The sequence below is a fragment of the Pseudomonas furukawaii genome (genome assembly GCF_002355475.1).
In the GTDB taxonomy this organism is placed as follows: Bacteria; Pseudomonadota; Gammaproteobacteria; order Pseudomonadales; family Pseudomonadaceae; genus Metapseudomonas; species Metapseudomonas furukawaii.
Genome location: NZ_AP014862.1, coordinates 4,803,549 through 4,820,709, shown reverse-complemented (window position 1 = coordinate 4,820,709; position 17,161 = coordinate 4,803,549). Strand labels below are relative to the sequence as shown.

Genomic DNA, 17,161 nt, shown 5'->3' with positions numbered 1-17,161 from the left:
CAGAACACTGCATTGGTGCAAGTTTGTACAATTTCTGATAGCCCTCTGACGTGGTCATCATGCCAATGAGTAACCACTACTAGAGAAACTTGCTCTGGCGGGACTCCAATTTGCTCAAGGTATGAGAGTGCAGCAGGTTTACCTGCTTCATCCTGGCAAGAGTCCACAATCATCCATTTGTCATGGTCGATTTTGGCGACAATGCATTCGCCATAACCAGGCCCAAACAGATTGACCTCAAAGGTAAAGCTGGTAATTTTATTGTCCCTTCAATCCCATTGAAGATCGGCCAGCAAGTCGTCGGCTTCCTTCTTGCTTCTTTCAATGTCGCGCGCGCTCCAGGCAGGTAGGCGCCTGAAGACTAAGCTAGATACTTTGCTTCTTGTTCCACCCTTCTGGCGTTGATATCCGATTGACCATCTGAATAGGGCGCCTTCTTTTAAAAGGTCATGGTGGATGCTTGATATTTCGCCGATATCGAATACTGCTTCTTCCTCAATGCCTTCGTTGGTAAGGTCTAGAAGATGAGCGTGGAATTGCTTGTCGTCAAACCAAGTTACGCAACCTTCCCACTCTTGTTCTGCCACGAAGGAGCATTCAAACTCAAAACTATGCAGTATCCTTGTTTGGGCTGGTTGCTCAATCGGGGACTGAGGTTTTGCTAGACTGTTGTCGGGTTCGTTAAGGTCGACAAGAGCGGAATAATCATAGCTCGATGCGTGGATTCGAGGAGAGTTGGCCGCTGCTGAAAAGGGGCGTGCTGTTTGGTTGTGCTCGGGGAGATTTAGCTCCGCGCTCGAGTCAAATATCAAAGCAGCTGTAGCGCCCATTATTCAACTCCTTGCATAATTTCTTCCGCAATTGAGTGAGACCGTTCCAAAGACTTTTCGAATTCTGATGCGAGCGTCTTTGCAGCAATCTCGGAATTTACACTGGAATCCGGTTCATCCATGTACGAATAATGATCGTTGATATATATGGATATGCCGTATGGTTTCAGGATGTTAGAGCTTTTAACGGAAACATCCACATACTTATTGTAAGGGTTCTCTAGGTCAGAACCCTGTCGCATGGTTATTAGGGTAAGGCCGTTGCTCGGCTTTGTCGGGTCGGCATTGTTCAAGCGTTTCCCCCAGTTTCCCCAAGCATCTCTTGGAGCGAGTTTTTGGCCAAGAGATTCGCGTTGCTCTGCAGTAACCGGGTAGTCCATTGAGACATTAATGCCAACTGCTCGACAGGTAGTGCCAGGCAGTACTTCGCTGAGCATTTTGGAAATTAGGTCGCTTGCTCTTACCCATGGGGACTGAGATGTGGAAACTTGTATGCGCTGCTGGTCGGCGTAGAATCTTCCCCATCCAAAATCTATCTGGGTCAGTTCCGGAGTCATTAGCGTTACGGTAGCTTCTTCAGCTTCTCGGGTACTTACTAATCCGTGGAACGAGAACCAGAACGGAGACATGATCCCGGGCGTGAAGACACCCACGATCACGATCGTCACTTCCTCTATTTCTGGTGAATGTCTCACAGTAACCCTCATCCCAAAGGCGTGAAATCTGGCAGCCCGCAATCATGGCACGTCGAGTCGGCTTCGGCCACTCTGGACAATCCCTGGGTGAGACTATAGGTCATGGCTCAATAGCCCGTATAGATCTACGCCCCAGCGTAGCTGCGCGTCTTGGGCAGTGACTGGCCTACCCGAGGGGGGGGGCCGAGATCTCATGGCGGCCGCCCGTCGGAAAATTCTGATGCGTGCGTTTCATGCGCTCTTCAAAATTTTGCAGCTTTAAAAAAGGCGGGTATCAAAGAGGGTAGCAATTGGCTGTTTCTGTAAAAAAACCATAAATATCATCAGCTTATGAGCCAAAGAAAAATCGTCCACATTGACTGCGATTGTTTCTATGCCGCCATCGAGATGCGCGACGACCCCAGCCTGGCAGGCAAGCCACTGGCCGTCGGCGGCTCGCCGGACAAGCGCGGTGTGGTCGCCACCTGCAATTACGATGCGCGAGCCTACGGCGTGCGCTCGGCCATGCCCATGCGCACGGCGGTCAAGCTTTGCCCGGACCTGACCATCGTCCGGCCGCGCATGGACGTCTACAAAGGGGTGTCGCGGCAGATCCACCAGATCTTTCGTGACTTCACCGAGGTCATCGAGCCCCTGTCCCTGGACGAAGCCTACCTGGACGTCTCCGACAGCCCGCACTTCGCTGGCAGCGCCACTCGCATCGCCCAGGAGATCCGGCGGCGAGTTGCAGCGGAGTTGCTTATCACCGTGTCCGCCGGCGTGGCGCCGAACAAATTCCTGGCCAAGATCGCCAGCGACTGGCGCAAGCCCGACGGCCTGTTCGTGATCACTCCGGACCAGGTGGACGACTTCGTCGCCGCGCTGCCGGTGAGCAAGTTGCATGGGGTGGGCAAGGTCACGGCGGAGAAGCTGGCGCGCCTGGGAGTGCGCACCTGCGCCGACCTGCGTGACTGGAACAAACTGACCCTGGCCCGGGAGTTCGGCAGTTTCGGCGAGCGCCTCTATAACCTGGCGCGGGGACAGGACGAGCGTAGCGTGCAGGTGGACAGCCGGCGGCAGTCCATCAGCGTCGAGAACACCTATGACCGCGATCTGCCGGATCTGCCGGCCTGCCTGGCGCAGTTACCGGCCCTGCTGGACGAATTGCGCGGGCGCATGGCGCGGCTGGACGCCAGCTACAAGCCGGACAAGCCCTTCGTGAAACTGAAGTTCCACGACTTTACCCAGACCACCCTGGAACAGGCCGGCGCCCGGCGCGACCTGGACAGCTACCGGCAACTGCTCAGCGCGGCGTTCGCCCGGGGCGATAAACCGGTGCGGCTGATCGGGGTGGGCGTGCGCTTGCAGGACCTGCGTGGAGTCGCCGAGCAGTTGAGCCTGTTCTAGGCGGGCTCAGCCTTCCACCGGCCAGAGCCGGATCGGTTTGCCCTCGGCTGGCCACAGGCGCAGTTGGTCGATAGGGGAGATGTCCCAGCGTTGCACCTTGTCCAGGGCCTCGAGGAAGCGTTGTTCCTGCTCCATCAGGGCCGGGGCGCACAGTTTGCGGGTGCTGCCCGCGGCGCCGAAGGTCAGGGTGTCGCCCTTCAGTTCATAGGATGCGAACCAGTGGTTGCAGCCGGCGTTGCCGTAGGCGCGGTTGTCGTCGCCCAGGGTAATGGTCAGGTGACTGCGATCGATCAGCGGTCGCTCGCCTATCCATTCCACCTGGTAGGTGGTGCCGGTTTCCAGGCGCGGGCGATCGCTGGCGCAGCCGGCGAGGGCGGTGGCCAGCACGATCAACGGCAGGGCGCTGTGGTTCATGGGGTGTCCTCCTGACGACAGTTCGGGCAGTAGTGCTTGCCGGCCTGGCTGCGCCAGCCCAGTTCGGCGATGCGGGCTTCGGCGGCCGGCGCCTGGGCCGCCTTGCCGAGTCCGCCGTCCACGGCGAACTCGAAGTCCAGGTGCGCGCCACAGGCATCGCAGTCCACTTTCCAGTTGTGGATGGCGAGTTCCTTGAAGGCCGGACCCTTGGCCACCGCCAGCCACTGGCCGGGCGGGTTGATCAGGTGGCGTACCTTGTCCACGGTCAGGCGCATGCTGAGGTCGCGGCTGCCCTTGAGGGTGACCAGCAGGGTGTCGCCCGACTGGATCGAGCCGCCAGTGCCCGTGACCTGGTACAGGCCCGGGGACAGCGCGCGGCATTCGTTCAGGGTGTGGGCAGGGTTGAGCAGGTTGTAACGGAAATCGTGTTCGGCCATGGGTCCTCCAGCTAGGTCGCGCATCCTACCATCACTGGGCTTGCACCTGATTGCACGGCTGTCCGGCAGCCCAGGCGGTGATGTTGTCCAGGGTGGTGCGAGCGATGGCGGCCAGGGCCTCGCGGGTCAGGAAGGCCTGGTGGGCCGTGACTATCACGTTGGGAAAGGTCAGCAATCGCGCCAGCACGTCGTCCTGCAGGGGCAGGTCGGAGCGATCCTCGAAGAACAGGTTGGCTTCTTCTTCATAGACGTCCAGGCCGAGGTAGCCGAGCTGGCCGGATTTCAGGGCCTCGATCAGGGCAGGGGTGTCGACCAGGGCGCCACGGCCGGTGTTGATCAGCATGGCGCCGGGTTTCATCCGGGTCAGGCTGTCGGCGTTGATCAGGTGGCGTGTCGCGTCGTTCAGCGGGCAGTGCAGGCTGAGGATGTCGCTGTTGGCCAACAGGTCCGGCAGGTCCACGTACAGGGCACCCAGCGCCTCGACGCCCGGATTGCGCTGCGGATCGTGGGCCAGCAGGCCGCAGCCGAAGCCGGCCATGATGCGGGCGAAGGCCTCGCCGATCTGCCCGGTGCCGACCACACCGACGGTCTTGCCCACCAGGTCGAAACCGGTCAGGCCGTGGAGGCTGAAGTCGCCCTCGCGGGTGCGGTTGTAGGCGCGGTGGAGGCGTCGGTTGAGGGCGAGGATAAGCGCTACCGCGTGCTCGGCCACCGCATGGGGCGAGTAGGCGGGTACCCGCACCACGGTGAGCCCGAGTCGCTCGGCGGCGGCCAGGTCCACATGGTTGTAGCCGGCCGAGCGCAGTGCGACGAGTCGGGTGCCGCCGTTGGCGAGGCGCTCCAGTACCGGTGCGGAGAGGTCGTCGTTGATGAAGGCGCAGACCACGTCGAAGCCATTGGCCAGCGCCGTGGTGTCGAGGGTCAGGCGGGCTTGCTGGAAATGCAGTTCGACGGTGGGATTGGCGCCCAGGAAGCTGTCGCGGTCATGGGCCTGGCTGCTGAACAGGATGGTTCGCATGGGATCTCCTTGTGTCGTTCAGCAGCATAGCTGGCCGCTGGCCAGCGCCCATTGTCGCGGATCAGGCCTCCTCCCGGGCAACGTCCGCGAGGCGCTGGATGGCGGCGTCCAGTTCCTCCAGCGCGTGCTGGGCCTCCGGGTCGTTCTGCTTGATCAGGGTTTCGCTGAGCTGGCAGGCGGCGCGCAACTGAGGCACGCCGCAGTAACGGGTGGCGCCGTGGAGGCGATGGACACGCTCCAGCAGGGCGGTTCGGTCGCCGCTGCGGGCGGCCTGGGCGATGGCTTGGCGGTCGGCGTCCAGGGAGGCCAGCAGCATGGAAAGCATATCGGCGGCCAGGTCGGCCTTGCCGGCGGCCAGGCGCAGGCCTTCTTCCGGGTCCAGCACCTGCAGCGCCCGTTCGGCGTGGGGCCCGTGGATGGCGCGCGGAGCCCCCTGGTTGCCGAGGGTCAGGCCGCTCCATTTGAGGACCACCTGGGCCAGTTGGCGCTCGCCGATGGGCTTGGTCAGGTAGTCGTCCATGCCGCCCTGGAGCAGGGCGCGCTTCTCGTTGGCCAGGGCATGGGCGGTCAGCGCGACGATGGGCACCGGATCCAGGCCCTGCTGGCTTTCCCAGCGGCGGATGGCTTCGGTGGCCTGGCGGCCGTCCATGCCGGGCATCTGCACATCCATCAGCACCAGGTCGAAGCGCTCCCGCTGCACCGCCTCCAGGGCGGCGAATCCGCTGTCGACGGCCAGGACGTCGGCGCCCATGTCGCCGAGCAGGGTCTGCACCAGCAGCAGGTTGGCGGGGTTGTCGTCGACGCAGAGCAACCGTGGGGCGCGACTGACGACGGGGCCGCTGGGCTCGACCGCCGCCTGGCGAGGCGCCACCAGGACACTGAGGGCCTGTTGCAGCTTGCGGGTACACACCGGCTTGGCTTGCAGCTGGCTGTGGGATTCGGGGAGCACGCGGTGGTAGAGCGCCTGCTCGGTGGTGGGGCAGAGCACCAGGGTCTTGCAACCCAGTTCCTCCAGTTCCCAGACCCGGCGGGCCAAGTCTTCGGGCGAGAGGCTGCGGCTGTCGGCGGCGATCACCGCCAGACCGAGGGGGTGCTTGCCCTGGCGACGGGCGGCGACTTCCTCCACCAGGGCGTCGAGGCTGGAGAAGTCCGCAGCCTCCAGTCCGCAATCCTCCAGCTGATGGTGCAGGGCCTGGCGCGTGAGTTCCTGCGGCTCCAGCACGGCGACCAGACGCCGGCCGAGGCTGGGCGCGAAGGCGTCCTCGCTGCCATCGAGGGACTTGGGCAGGCTGAGGCTGATCCAGAACTCCGAGCCCACGCCCGGCGTGCTGCTGACACCGATCTCGCCGCCCATCTGTTCGATCAGGCGCTTGGAGATCACCAGGCCGAGGCCGGTGCCACCGGCCTGGCGGGAGAGGGAGTTGTCTGCCTGGGTGAAGGCCTGGAACAGCGCCCTCACGTCCGCGTCGGAGAGGCCGATTCCGGTGTCCTGAACGCTGATGCGCAGTTGCGCGAGCTCGTCGTCGCTGTCGTCCTCGAGCATGGCGCGCACGGCGATGGTGCCTTCGCGAGTGAACTTGATGGCGTTGCTCACCAGGTTGGTCAGCACCTGCTTCAGTCGCATCGGGTCGCCCACCAGCTGCAGTGGCGTGTCCCGGTACACCAGGCTGACCAGCTCCAGGCGTTTTTCATGGGCGGAGGGGGCGAGGATGGTGAGGGTGTCCTGGACCAGGTCGCGCAGGTTGAAGGGGATGTTCTCCAGCACCAGCTTGCCGGCCTCGATCTTCGAGAAGTCCAGCACCTCGTTGATGATCCCCAGCAGGTTGTCCGCGGATTTTTCGATGGTGGACAGGTAATCCTGCTGGCGCGGGGTCAGGTCGCTCTTCTTCAGCAGGTTGGTGAAGCCGAGGATGCCGTTCAGCGGCGTGCGGATCTCATGGCTCATGTTGGCCAGGAACTCGGATTTGATTCGGCTGGCCTCCAGGGCTTCCTTGCGTGCCAGGTCCAGTTCGATGTTCTGGATCTCGATGGTTTCCAGGTTCTGCCGCACATCCTCGGTGGCCTGGTCGATGTTGTGCTGCATTTCTTCCTGGGCGCTCTGCAGCGCCTCGGCCATGCGGTTGATGCCCGAGGCCAGTTCGTCCAGCTCATGGCTTCCCAGGGGCGGCAGGCGGGTTTCCAGCCTGCCTTCCTTGAGCAGCGCCACGCCCTGCTTGATCCGGCGCAGGGGGTCGTTGATGGCGCGGCTCATGCGCAGGGCGAGCAGGGCGGTGATCCCCAGGCCGGCGGCCACCAGCAACAGGCTGGCCAGCAGGCTGCGGTAGCCCCGAAGCAGGGTGCCTTGGTGGGACATCTCCAGCTCCACCCAGCCCAGCAGGTGGTCCTCGGCCAGGCTCGTGGAGGCTGCGGAGAGATTGCGGTGACGTTCGAACACCGGTTGCAGGAAGCGCGTGGCTTCGGTGCTGCTGGTCAGGGTGAGGCTGCCGGCTTCCCCGGCGGGGCTTTCATTGAGCATGCGCGGGCCGGCGTGGGCGAGGCGCCGGTGGTCGGCGCCGATGAAGCTCACGGCGCGGACATCGGCCTGGTCGAGGGCGTGGTCGGCGATGCGCTCCAGCAGCACCGCATCGCCCCGGGTCAGGGCGGGAGCGGCCAAGGGGGCCAGGTGTTCGGCGATCATCTGCCCCCGCTGGAGCAACTGGGCCTGCATGTCGGCCTGCTGAACCCAGGTGAAATAGCCACCCAGGACCAGCGCCAGCAGGCTGGTGGGTAGCAGCGTCAGCATGAGCACGCGGCCCTTGATGCCCAGATCCTTGTACACGCCCATCTTCCCCTTGCACTTTTCGGGCAGTTTAGCGACTCATCGGGTGGGAATCTTCAGGCAGTTTTGTCAGAACCCTAACCTGCTAATCATTTCCACTCGCAGGCTGTGTCGATGCGCAGGCGTGGGCTCAGTCCCTCCATTCCCGACAGGCCCACCTTGCGACATACAAGCGAACTCGCTTGCGAAGCGGCCCTTGCGATTCGCCGGCAAGCCGGCTCCTACGAGACCAGGCCGGGCACGGAGTCGCTGTAGGAGTGGGCTTGCCCGCGAAGCCATCCACGCGATTCGCCGGCAAGCCGGCTGCTACCAGGCCGGTGCCTGTAGGCACTGCGCTGTCCCTGGTTCTAGGGAAGGAGGTTTCGGACATGGTCCGCCAGGGCGCGGCGGTCGCTGTCGTCGCCCAGCTCGGCGGCGCGTTGGTGATAGGGCAGGGCCAGTGCCCGGATCTGTGGCTGTGGCGCCTGGGCCAGGCGGGCGCGGCTGGCCCGGAGGAAATTCAGGTTGCCACCCGCCAGGGCCTTGTCCAGCCAGCGCAGGGCTTCCTCCAGATAACCCCGGTCCGCCAGTGCGGCGGCGTGGCTGAACTGGCCCCGGAAGTCTCCGGCTTCGGCGGAGCGCTGGTACCAGTAGCGCGCTTGCTCGGACGAGGGGGCGATACCTATGCCCTCGTCATAGAAGCGCCCCACGAAGTTCATTGCCTTGGCGTGGCCCATCTCGGCGGCCTTGAGGTACAGCTGGAAGGCGCCGGCCGGGTCAGGCTCCACGCCCCGTCCCGACGCCAGCAGGGCAGCGTAGTTGTAGTAGCCCCAGTCCAGTCCGGAGGCCATGGCCAGGTGGTATTCACGCGCGGCGGCGGTCAGGTCCACCTCGCCTCCCCAGCCCTGTTCCAGGCAACGTCCGAGCATGTTGCGCGCCATGGCGTCACCGCCCTCGGCGGCGATTCGGAACCAGGTGCGCGCCAGGGCGGGATCGCGCTCGATGCCGGTGCCGTCGAGCAGGATCTGCCCCAGCAATGTCTGGGCCGGCACCAGGCCTTCGCGAGCGGCATCGAGAAGGATCCGGGCAGCCTGGTGCGGGTCCGTTGCCAGGCGCTGACGCAATGCCTCGCTGTCGAGGGTTTCGGTTCGGGTGAGGGGCATGGTCATGGCCGGAAGGACGGAGCGGGCAGGCTGAGGAAGGCGAATGCTATTCATTTTCATCAAGGCTGTAAAACCGCCTCGACCCTGGCCATTCCTTTTCGTCACGGGCTTATAGCCGTAAGCCATAAGCCGAAACGCTTGTGCGATATGGCGTCGAGCGGTTTGTCGCTATCATATGCAGCCCCTGCGTCCGGATTGCGAAACCCGCCATGACCCTGCAGTACCCCACTATCGCCGACTGCGTCGGCCAGACCCCGCTGGTGCGTTTGCAGCGCCTGGCCGGCGATACCAGCAACACCCTCCTGGTCAAGCTCGAAGGCAACAACCCGGCCGGCTCGGTGAAGGACCGCCCGGCCCTGTCGATGATCACCCGTGCGGAGCTGCGGGGCGATATCCAGCCCGGGGACACCCTGATCGAGGCCACCTCCGGCAACACCGGGATCGCCCTTGCCATGGCGGCCGCCATCAAGGGCTACAAGATGATCCTGATCATGCCCGACAACATGAGCGCCGAGCGCAAGGCCGCCATGACCGCCTACGGTGCGGAACTGGTTCTGGTGAGCCGTGAGGAAGGCATGGAAGGCGCCCGCGATCTGGCCGAGAGCCTGCAGCGCGGTGGTCGTGGCAAGGTGCTGGACCAGTTCGCCAACGGCGACAACCCGGAGGCCCACTACGTGGGCACCGGACCGGAGATCTGGCAACAGACCCAGGGCACCATCACGCATTTCATCAGCTCCATGGGCACCACCGGCACCATCATGGGTGTGTCGCGTTACCTGAAGGAGCAGAACCCGAACATCCAGATCGTCGGCCTGCAGCCCCAGGAAGGCTCGGCGATTCCCGGCATCCGCCGCTGGCCGCAGGAATACCTGCCGAAGATCTACCAGGCCGACCGCGTCGACCGGGTGATCGACATGGCCCAGGCCGAAGCCGAGTCGACCATGCGTCGCCTGGCCCGCGAGGAAGGCATCTTCTGCGGCGTCTCTTCCGGCGGTGCGGTGGCGGCCATGCTGCGACTCTCCCGCGAGGTGGAGAACGCCACCCTGGTGGCCATCATCTGCGACCGCGGCGATCGCTACCTCTCCACGGGAATCTACGACGCCCCCCATGTCCCGGCGTAACGCAGGCCTGCGCTTCCAGCCCAGTGGCGGAGCACGGACGCCGCAGGTGCCCGTGGGCAAGAAGCAGCGGCTACGCATCGAGCGGCTGGCCCATGACGGACGGGGCATCGCCTTCCTCGAAGGGCGCACCTGGTTCGTCGCCGGCGCCCTGCCCGAGGAAGAGGTGGAGGCCCGTGTGCTCGCCGCTCGCAGCCAGGTGGTGGAGGCCCGCGCCGAGCGAGTGCTGGTCGCCAGCCCGCTGCGCCTGGCGCCGCCCTGCGCCCATGCCGGGCACTGCGGCGGCTGCACCCTGCAGCACCTGCCCCATGGCGAACAGCTCGCCCTGAAACAGCGCACCCTGGCCGAGCAACTGGCACGTTTCGCCGACCTGGCACCGGCCACCTGGGCGGCCCCACTTGTGGGGACCGAGTTCGGTTATCGGCGGCGCGCGCGCATTGCCGTGCGCTGGGATGCCAGGGCGCGGCAGCTGGAGGTCGGGTTCCGCGCGGCGTCCAGCCAGGCCATCGTCGGCATCGAGGATTGTCTGGTGCTGGTACAGCCCTTGCAGCCTCTGCTGCGCGGGTTGTCCGACCTGCTGCGTGGCTTCGACAAGCCCCAGGCGGTCGGCCATGTGGAACTCTTCCAGGGCACCGCGTCGGCGCTGTTGCTGCGTCACACCCAGCCGCTTGCCGAGGCCGATCTGCTGCGCCTGCGCGCGTTCTGCCAGGCGCAGGGCGCGCAGCTCTGGCTTCAGGGTGAAGGCGAGCCCCAGCCTGACCAGGCGGACGCCCGGCTGGCGTACCGGCTGGAGCGCTGGAACCTGGAGCTGGACTATCGCCCGGGAGATTTCGTCCAGGTGAATGCCGCGGTCAATGAGGCGATGGTCGCCCAGGCGCTAGACTGGATGAACCCGCAGCCGGGCGACCGGGTGCTGGACCTGTTCTGCGGACTCGGCAACTTCGCCCTGCCTCTGGCGCGCCAGGTGCGTGAAGTGGTGGCGGTGGAAGGCGTCGAGGCCATGGTGCAACGGGCCCGTGGCAATGCCAGGGCCAATGGCCTGGAGAACCTGCAGGTCTTCCAGGCCGACCTGTCGAACCCGCTGGCCGATGCGGCCTGGGCGCGTCAGGGATTCGATGCGGTACTGCTGGATCCGCCCCGTGACGGTGCTTTTGAGGCCGTTCGGCAGATGGCGGCAACCGGCGCACGCAGAGTGGTCTATGTATCCTGCAATCCGGCGACCCTGGCGCGTGACAGCGCGGAGCTGGTGAAGCAGGGGTACCAGTTGAAGAAGGCCGGGATTCTCGACATGTTTCCTCAGACGGCCCATGTCGAGGCCATGGCGTTATTCGAGGCGGGCTAGGGATGCCCGCGTAATCCGACCGGCACGACAGAGGCTGGCGACAGTTCGACGTGAGGGGTTCACGTCGTAGGGAAGGTAGGCAAGATGGTACAGGTGAGAGCGCAACAGCCGGTCAATACGGACGGCAGCATCAACCTCGAGGCATGGCTGGACCATGTCATCAGCCTCGATCCGGTGCTCGACCGCGCGGTACTCAAGGAGGCGTGCGAGTTCGCCCGCGACGCCGAGCAACAGGCCATCGCCGCCCAGAACCGCTGGGCCGAGGGTACTTCCAGCTTCCAGACGGGCCTCGAGATCGCCGAGATCCTCGCGGACCTGAAGCTGGACCAGGAGTCCCTGGTGGCCGCCGTTATCTATCGCGGCGTACGCGAAGGCAAGATCCAGCTGCAGGCCGTGCAGCAGCGATTCGGTGCGGTGGTGGCCAAGCTGATCGAGGGCGTGCTGCGCATGGCCGCCATCAGCGCCAGCCTCAACCCCCGCCAGTCCATGGTCCTGGGGGCTCAGGCGCAGGTGGAGAACCTGCGCAAGATGCTCGTGGCCATGGTGGACGACGTGCGCGTGGCGCTGATCAAGCTCGCCGAACGCACCTGCGCCATCCGCGAGGTGAAGAACGCCGATGAGGAGAAGCGCCATCGCGTCGCCCGCGAGGTGTTCGACATCTACGCGCCACTTGCCCACCGCCTCGGCATCGGCCACATCAAATGGGAGCTGGAGGACCTGTCCTTCCGTTACCTGGAACCGGAGCAGTACAAGCAGATCGCCAAGCTGCTGCACGAGCGGCGCCTGGATCGCGAGCAGTACATCGCCGACGTGATGAAGCAGCTGCGCGAGGAACTCGCCGCGACCGGCATCAAGGCCGATATCAGCGGCCGTGCCAAGCACATCTATTCCATCTGGCGGAAGATGCAGCGCAAGGGGCTGCAGTTCAGCCAGATCTACGACGTGCGCGCCGTTCGGGTGCTGGTGCCGGAAGTGCGGGACTGCTACACCGCCCTGGGTATCGTCCACACCCTCTGGCGGCACATCCCCAAGGAATTCGACGACTACATCGCCAACCCGAAGGAGAACGGCTACCGCTCCCTGCACACCGCGGTGATCGGACCGGATGGCAAGGTGCTGGAGGTGCAGATACGCACCCACGCCATGCATGAGGAAGCCGAGCTCGGGGTCTGCGCCCACTGGCGCTACAAGGGCACCGACGTCAAGTCCAGCTCCGACCACTACGAAGAGAAGATCGCCTGGTTGCGCCAGGTGCTCGAATGGCACGAGGAACTGGGCGACATCGGCGGCCTCGCCGAGCAGTTGCGGGTGGATATCGAGCCCGACCGGGTCTACGTCTTCACGCCCGATGGCCATGCCATCGACCTGCCCAAGGGCGCCACGCCCCTGGACTTCGCGTACCGGGTGCACACCGAGATCGGCCATAACTGCCGTGGCGCCAAGGTCAATGGGCGGATCGTGCCGCTCAACTACGGACTGCAGACCGGCGAGCAGGTGGAGATCATCACCGGCAAGAACGGTGCGCCCAGCCGCGACTGGCTGAACCCCAACCTGGGCTACATCACGACCTCCCGGGCACGGGCGAAGATCGTCCACTGGTTCAAGCTGCAGGCCCGCGACCAGAACGTCGCCGCCGGCAAGGCCATGCTGGAGCGCGAGCTGCAGCGCCTGGCGCTGCCGCCGGTGGACTTCGAGAAGCTCGCCGAGAAGTGCAACCTGCGCACCGCCGAGGACATGTACGCCGCGCTGGGCGCCGGTGACCTGCGCCTGGCCCATGTGGTCAATGGCGCCCAGGCGCTGGCGGAGCCGGAGCGTGGCCACAACGAGCAACTGGAGCTCATCCCGCGCAAGGCCACGGCCTACAAGCCGGGCAAGCGCGGCGACGTGCAGATCGAGGGTGTCGGCAACCTGCTGACGCAGATGGCCGGTTGCTGCCAGCCGGTGCCGGGCGACCCCATCGTCGGCTACATCACCCTGGGACGCGGCGTCAGTATTCACCGCCAGGATTGCGCCTCGGCCCTGCAACTGGCCGGTCGCGAGCCGGAGCGGATGATCCAGGTGAGCTGGGGGCCGGTGCCGGTGCAGACCTACCCTGTGGATATCGTCATTCGGGCCTACGACCGCTCCGGCCTGCTGCGTGACGTCTCCCAGGTCCTGCTCAACGAGCGCATCAACGTGCTGGCGGTGAACACCCGCTCCAACAAGGAAGACAACACCGCGTCCATGTTGCTGACCATCGAGATTCCCGGGCTGGATGCCCTGGGCCGGCTGCTGGCGCGCATCGCCCAATTGCCGAACATCATCGAGGCCCGTCGTAACCGCGCAGCCTAGGTTGGCGCCGAGCCTGCGAAGCCCAACGCTGCGATGTTGGGCTTCGCTACGCTCTGTACCAACCTGCGGTGCTGCTCACTGGAATGCCTGCCATGTACCAACTCAATGATCTGCTGCATCTGATGGCGCGGCTGCGTGACCCGCAGCACGGCTGTCCCTGGGACCTGAAGCAGGACTACGCCAGCATCGTCCCCCACACGATCGAGGAAGCCTACGAAGTGGCCGATGCCATCGAGCGCGGTGACTTCGATCACCTGCCGGGTGAGTTGGGTGACCTGCTGTTCCAGGTCGTCTACTACAGCCAGCTGGCGAAGGAGGAGGGGCGCTTCGAATTCGCCGAGGTGGTGGACGGCATCACTCGCAAGCTGCTGCGCCGCCATCCCCACGTGTTCCCTGACGGCGACCTCCATGGTGCGCCGGACATGGCCCGCCTGGAGGAAGCGGCGATCAAGCAGCGCTGGGAGGAGATCAAGGCGGAGGAGCGCGCCGAGAAGGCCGCCGCACCGGAACAGCTGTCCCTGCTGGATGACGTACCCAGCGCCCTGCCGGCCCTGTCCCGCGCCGCCAAGCTGCAGAAGCGAGCCGCCCAGGTGGGCTTTGACTGGCCCGAGGCGCTGCCGGTGGTGGACAAGCTCCGGGAGGAGCTGGACGAGGTGCTGGAGGCCATGAGCGAGAACGATCCCGAGGCGATCGCCGAGGAGGTGGGCGACCTGCTGTTCGTGGCGGTCAACCTTGCCCGGCACCTCAAGGTGGACCCGGAGGCGGCGCTGCGTTCGGCCAACGCCAAGTTCGATCGACGCTTCCGTTTTATCGAACAGGCATTGCGCGATGCGGGTCGTCCCATTGAAGATTGCGCCCTGGAAGAACTGGATGCCCTCTGGGGCGAAGCCAAGAAGCAGGAAAAAGCCGCCCTTGGCTGCTAAGTAGAGAGACTGAACCACCCATGAGCCTATCCCTTCGCGACCAGCTGCTGAAAGCCGGGCTGGTGAATGAAAAGCAGGCCAAGCAGGCCGCCAAGCAACAGCAGAAGCAGACCCGCCTGGAGAAGAAGAACCAGGTGGAGAAGGACGACTCCCTGCGCCAGGCGGCTCTCCAGGCCCAGGCCGAGAAGGCCGCCCGTGACCAGGAGCTGAATCGCCAGCAGCAGGAAAAGGTCGACCAGAAGGCGCGTGCGGCCCAGATCAAGCAGTTGATCGAGACCAGCCGGTTGCCGAAGCTGACCACCGAGGATTACTACAACTTCGTCGACGAGAAGAAGGTCAAGCGCCTCTCGGTGAACGCCATGATGCGTGACAAGCTGAGTCGCGGCTCCCTGGCCATCGTGCGTCATGGCGGCGGCTACGAAGTGATTCCCCGCGATGCGGCACTGAAGATCCAGGAGCGCGACCCGCGCCGGGTGGTGTTGCTCAATACCCAGGTGGACGAGCCGGATGCGGACGATCCCTACGCCGCCTACAAGGTGCCGGACGATCTGATGTGGTGATGCGAGAAACCGGGCCGAGGCCCGGTTTTTCATGCCCGCAGATCGGCCCTGTCGATTCTCAGCACACCTGGTTGCCCAGCAGGACACGGCCGAAGCTCGCCCCTTCGGTGAGCGGGGTGATGGCGGTGATGCGGTCCAGCCGCAGGCGTTCCTGGCCACCCTCGTTCTGCACCAGCAGGTATTCCTCCTTGTCCGCCGTGGTCAGGGTGGTGACGGCGCGTGCGTCCAGGCGCGCGCCGCCGGCCAGTTCGATGTGCAGCTGGTAGTGGTGCAGGCAGGCGATCTCGATGTAGTCGTAGAGGTCGCAGGAAAGGGGCTGGTAGTCCTGGGTCATGGTGATCTCCTCTGCGGCAAGCGGTGCCAAGCATAGGCGCTGGCGAGTCGGTCGGAATCCCCTTCCAGTATCAGCCTGTTTCACCGAGGTTGCGCCCAGCACCGCTTCGGCTTTGTCGCCGGCACAAAAAAACCGGGCGCGAGGCCCTGTAGATTGCCACTTCATTGCGTTGCAAAGCCCGTCGTTACGGGCTTCTCAACCAATCGCCCATGTCGATTCAGGCCAGTTCTCGCCAGTGGCTTCGACACTTTTTCGACAGGCTTTTTAACCCGCGAGTCATCCTTGCGCTGCGAAAGAGAAGAGAATGACCCCCCTTTCTCCTAGCGCTCCCTGGTCTTGCCTACACTAAAATTCTTATAACTCGATCAACCGTGATTGGGTGCAGCCAGTGGATAAGCCCTACCGAAAGGAATGAAACTAAAACCACCATAAGTAGAGCAAGCCAATACTGACGCCCCCCACCATTAACCTTAAACCGCATTGCAATAAGTATATTAAACCCAATTAAAAGACACCAAAAAACAACAACTAGAATTGAAGCCGAAGCCACATTTGCGGCCTTCGAGAAAACATTGATACTGACAGTAATGAAGGCAAAAAAAGAAACAAATATCGAAAGAGCAGAAACCGCATTGGACTTTATGGATGATATTTCATTTTCAAGCTTTTCCCGGGCCTCGATAGATTTCTCCACCATCTTGGTGGATGTATCGAGACTTTCCTGAATGGTCTTTAGCATATTAGTGGAATGCTCGATATTTCTCGATACACGACTCTGAGCCTGCTCGATATATACGACCTTTTCTGCATGCATCCGCTCCACTTCCAAAGCAAGCTTGGCAAACGCTTGCTGAGCATACCTTTCAAGCTGCTCCTTTATATCGGCCTGAGAGATATTGTTAGAAGCTGCTTCACCCAGCGAGGCGGACGAAGTTGAAGAGGCAGAGGCCGCACTAGCGGATGCCTTAAAAAAATCATTAGAGCTTGATGATGACCCCCCGGCCGAAGTCTTACTGAAGCCAGCCCCCGGGGCCCCACCCTTTTGTGCGCCATCCTTTTTCGACGACATATTTTTATCTCACAAAATCGGAAACACTATTTCTATCAATCATCCCCTTCATAAAGTCAATCAACTCTTCTATGTCTCGGGGCGACATTGAATAGTTTATGTGAGGAACTGTATTAACATCTCTCACCAAAACATATCCATCCCCCATGTGAGCGGAGGCGCCTGAAGCAAAATTATATAAATTATTCAAGAGCCGACCGCCTCTTTCGAATCTTTTTGTGATCGAAAAATTCAGCTCAGCTACGTCATCGCTATCAACCTTAAGAAACTTCTGGGCAGCATCTTTTGCCGAAACAGTGCTTGAAAGGAAGTAGTTGCAAATAAGGCCAACTCTCGAGAAAGAAAACCCGTAACTACCAAGAATTCCAAGTAGCTGGGATGCCCTTTGATGAAACTCTGTAAGCTCTTTGTCTTCGAGGCCCAACGGCAGCGACATAAAAAAGTCAATCCGAAGCTTGCTCATTGTAAGCTGATAGCCTTTCGACGTATTTATCTGGAGCCTAGGGAATTCCTCAGGCATTCCTGGAGCTTCTGGGATCAACATTGGCTCGTAGCTGCCCAAATCCATGCCGCGCCTAACTTCCACGCTGAGTTCATCTGCTCGGACACTTCCAGATTCGACGAACAGCGCTAATTGGCAGCTGAAAAGAGTCATGTTTTCAAACAAGATAAAACTCCATAATTCCAATAAAGAAAAACCTAAATCTTAGAACCAAAATTCCGATAGAACCAGTGGTCAATGCC

General features: G+C 62.7%; 16 protein-coding genes and 1 pseudogene. 6 read left to right on the top strand and 11 right to left on the bottom strand.

Features of this window, described 5'->3' with window-relative positions; all coding sequences use genetic code 11:
• Positions 1-5: 5 nt before the first annotated feature.
• The 3 genes and pseudogenes from KF707C_RS30240 to KF707C_RS29200 form a co-directional block, all read right to left on the bottom strand.
• A pseudogene (locus tag KF707C_RS30240) lies at positions 6-230 on the bottom strand (MBL fold metallo-hydrolase); the annotation flags it as partial.
• Positions 231-269: 39 nt separating this feature from the next.
• On the bottom strand, positions 270-830 hold the full coding sequence (locus tag KF707C_RS29205) for a hypothetical protein (protein WP_131679668.1): 561 nt from the start codon (positions 828-830) through the stop codon (positions 270-272).
• Positions 830-1,498 (bottom strand): hypothetical protein, encoded by a 669-nt coding sequence (locus KF707C_RS29200; protein WP_131679669.1) that lies wholly within the window; start codon positions 1,496-1,498, stop codon positions 830-832. Before KF707C_RS29200 ends, KF707C_RS29205 begins: the two co-directional genes overlap by 1 nt.
• Positions 1,499-1,855: 357 nt before the next feature.
• On the opposite strand from KF707C_RS29200, the gene dinB reads away from it, so the two are divergent.
• Positions 1,856-2,911 carry a DNA polymerase IV gene (gene dinB / locus KF707C_RS22225; protein ID WP_004421291.1) on the top strand — a complete coding sequence of 352 codons (1,056 nt, stop codon included), beginning with the start codon at positions 1,856-1,858 and terminating at the stop codon, positions 2,909-2,911.
• A 6-nt stretch (positions 2,912-2,917) separates the two neighbouring features.
• On the opposite strand, the gene KF707C_RS22220 is transcribed toward dinB, so the two are convergent.
• The 5 genes from KF707C_RS22220 to KF707C_RS22200 all read right to left on the bottom strand — a co-directional run bounded on the left by KF707C_RS22220 (position 2,918) and on the right by KF707C_RS22200 (position 8,746).
• A complete protein-coding gene (locus tag KF707C_RS22220; RefSeq protein WP_004421292.1) occupies positions 2,918-3,325 on the bottom strand; it encodes an META domain-containing protein in 408 nt (135 codons plus the stop codon).
• Positions 3,322-3,762, bottom strand: coding sequence for a hypothetical protein (locus tag KF707C_RS22215; protein ID WP_004421293.1), 441 nt, complete (start codon positions 3,760-3,762; stop codon positions 3,322-3,324). Before KF707C_RS22215 ends, KF707C_RS22220 begins: the two co-directional genes overlap by 4 nt.
• Positions 3,763-3,793: 31 nt before the next feature.
• Positions 3,794-4,780, bottom strand: coding sequence for a 2-hydroxyacid dehydrogenase (locus KF707C_RS22210; RefSeq protein WP_004421294.1), 987 nt, complete (start codon positions 4,778-4,780; stop codon positions 3,794-3,796).
• Positions 4,781-4,841: 61 nt separating this feature from the next.
• The gene (locus KF707C_RS22205) at positions 4,842-7,598 is read right to left on the bottom strand and encodes an ATP-binding protein (protein ID WP_004421296.1); all 2,757 of its coding nucleotides are present in this window, start codon (positions 7,596-7,598) and stop codon (positions 4,842-4,844) included.
• Between the two features lie 347 nt (positions 7,599-7,945).
• Positions 7,946-8,746 (bottom strand): tetratricopeptide repeat protein, encoded by an 801-nt coding sequence (locus KF707C_RS22200; protein WP_004421298.1) that lies wholly within the window; start codon positions 8,744-8,746, stop codon positions 7,946-7,948.
• A gap of 203 nt (positions 8,747-8,949) precedes the next feature.
• On the opposite strand from KF707C_RS22200, the gene cysM reads away from it, so the two are divergent.
• From cysM to KF707C_RS22175, 5 genes are all read left to right on the top strand, one after another.
• On the top strand, positions 8,950-9,861 hold the full coding sequence (gene cysM / locus KF707C_RS22195; protein ID WP_004421300.1) for a cysteine synthase CysM: 912 nt from the start codon (positions 8,950-8,952) through the stop codon (positions 9,859-9,861).
• A complete protein-coding gene (rlmD, locus tag KF707C_RS22190; protein ID WP_036992227.1) occupies positions 9,848-11,200 on the top strand; it encodes a 23S rRNA (uracil(1939)-C(5))-methyltransferase RlmD in 1,353 nt (450 codons plus the stop codon). The genes cysM and rlmD overlap by 14 nt, the downstream gene beginning before the upstream one ends.
• 84 nt (positions 11,201-11,284) lie before the next feature.
• Positions 11,285-13,531, top strand: coding sequence for a GTP diphosphokinase (gene relA, locus KF707C_RS22185; protein ID WP_004421306.1), 2,247 nt, complete (start codon positions 11,285-11,287; stop codon positions 13,529-13,531).
• Between the two features lie 92 nt (positions 13,532-13,623).
• Positions 13,624-14,454 (top strand): nucleoside triphosphate pyrophosphohydrolase, encoded by an 831-nt coding sequence (gene mazG / locus KF707C_RS22180; RefSeq protein WP_004421308.1) that lies wholly within the window; start codon positions 13,624-13,626, stop codon positions 14,452-14,454.
• Positions 14,455-14,474: 20 nt separating this feature from the next.
• Positions 14,475-15,014 (top strand): DUF2058 domain-containing protein, encoded by a 540-nt coding sequence (locus KF707C_RS22175; protein WP_004421311.1) that lies wholly within the window; start codon positions 14,475-14,477, stop codon positions 15,012-15,014.
• Between the two features lie 58 nt (positions 15,015-15,072).
• Here the strand turns inward: KF707C_RS22175 and KF707C_RS22170 are convergent, their stop codons facing one another.
• The 3 genes from KF707C_RS22170 to KF707C_RS22165 form a co-directional block, all read right to left on the bottom strand.
• The gene (locus KF707C_RS22170) at positions 15,073-15,348 is read right to left on the bottom strand and encodes a Rho-binding antiterminator (RefSeq protein WP_004421315.1); all 276 of its coding nucleotides are present in this window, start codon (positions 15,346-15,348) and stop codon (positions 15,073-15,075) included.
• Between the two features lie 340 nt (positions 15,349-15,688).
• Positions 15,689-16,417, bottom strand: coding sequence for a hypothetical protein (locus KF707C_RS29195; protein ID WP_131679670.1), 729 nt, complete (start codon positions 16,415-16,417; stop codon positions 15,689-15,691).
• 4 nt (positions 16,418-16,421) lie between these two features.
• Positions 16,422-17,084 (bottom strand): hypothetical protein, encoded by a 663-nt coding sequence (locus tag KF707C_RS22165; RefSeq protein ID WP_036992228.1) that lies wholly within the window; start codon positions 17,082-17,084, stop codon positions 16,422-16,424.
• Between the last annotated feature and the right edge of the window lie 77 nt (positions 17,085-17,161).

Excerpts from the sequence above, each read along its gene's own strand:
- rlmD (WP_036992227.1), top strand. The coding sequence starts at position 9,848 with ATGTCCCGGCGTAACGCAGGCCTGCGCTTCCAGCCCAGTGGCGGAGCA.
- KF707C_RS29205 (WP_131679668.1), bottom strand. The coding sequence starts at position 830 with ATGGGCGCTACAGCTGCTTTGATATTTGACTCGAGCGCGGAGCTAAAT.
- relA (WP_004421306.1), top strand. The coding sequence starts at position 11,285 with ATGGTACAGGTGAGAGCGCAACAGCCGGTCAATACGGACGGCAGCATC.
- KF707C_RS22170 (WP_004421315.1), bottom strand. The coding sequence starts at position 15,348 with ATGACCCAGGACTACCAGCCCCTTTCCTGCGACCTCTACGACTACATC.
- KF707C_RS22220 (WP_004421292.1), bottom strand. The coding sequence starts at position 3,325 with ATGAACCACAGCGCCCTGCCGTTGATCGTGCTGGCCACCGCCCTCGCC.
- KF707C_RS22200 (WP_004421298.1), bottom strand. The coding sequence starts at position 8,746 with ATGACCATGCCCCTCACCCGAACCGAAACCCTCGACAGCGAGGCATTG.
- dinB (WP_004421291.1), top strand. The coding sequence starts at position 1,856 with ATGAGCCAAAGAAAAATCGTCCACATTGACTGCGATTGTTTCTATGCC.
- cysM (WP_004421300.1), top strand. The coding sequence starts at position 8,950 with ATGACCCTGCAGTACCCCACTATCGCCGACTGCGTCGGCCAGACCCCG.
- KF707C_RS22175 (WP_004421311.1), top strand. The coding sequence starts at position 14,475 with ATGAGCCTATCCCTTCGCGACCAGCTGCTGAAAGCCGGGCTGGTGAAT.
- KF707C_RS22210 (WP_004421294.1), bottom strand. The coding sequence starts at position 4,780 with ATGCGAACCATCCTGTTCAGCAGCCAGGCCCATGACCGCGACAGCTTC.
- mazG (WP_004421308.1), top strand. The coding sequence starts at position 13,624 with ATGTACCAACTCAATGATCTGCTGCATCTGATGGCGCGGCTGCGTGAC.
- KF707C_RS29195 (WP_131679670.1), bottom strand. The coding sequence starts at position 16,417 with ATGTCGTCGAAAAAGGATGGCGCACAAAAGGGTGGGGCCCCGGGGGCT.
- KF707C_RS22215 (WP_004421293.1), bottom strand. The coding sequence starts at position 3,762 with ATGGCCGAACACGATTTCCGTTACAACCTGCTCAACCCTGCCCACACC.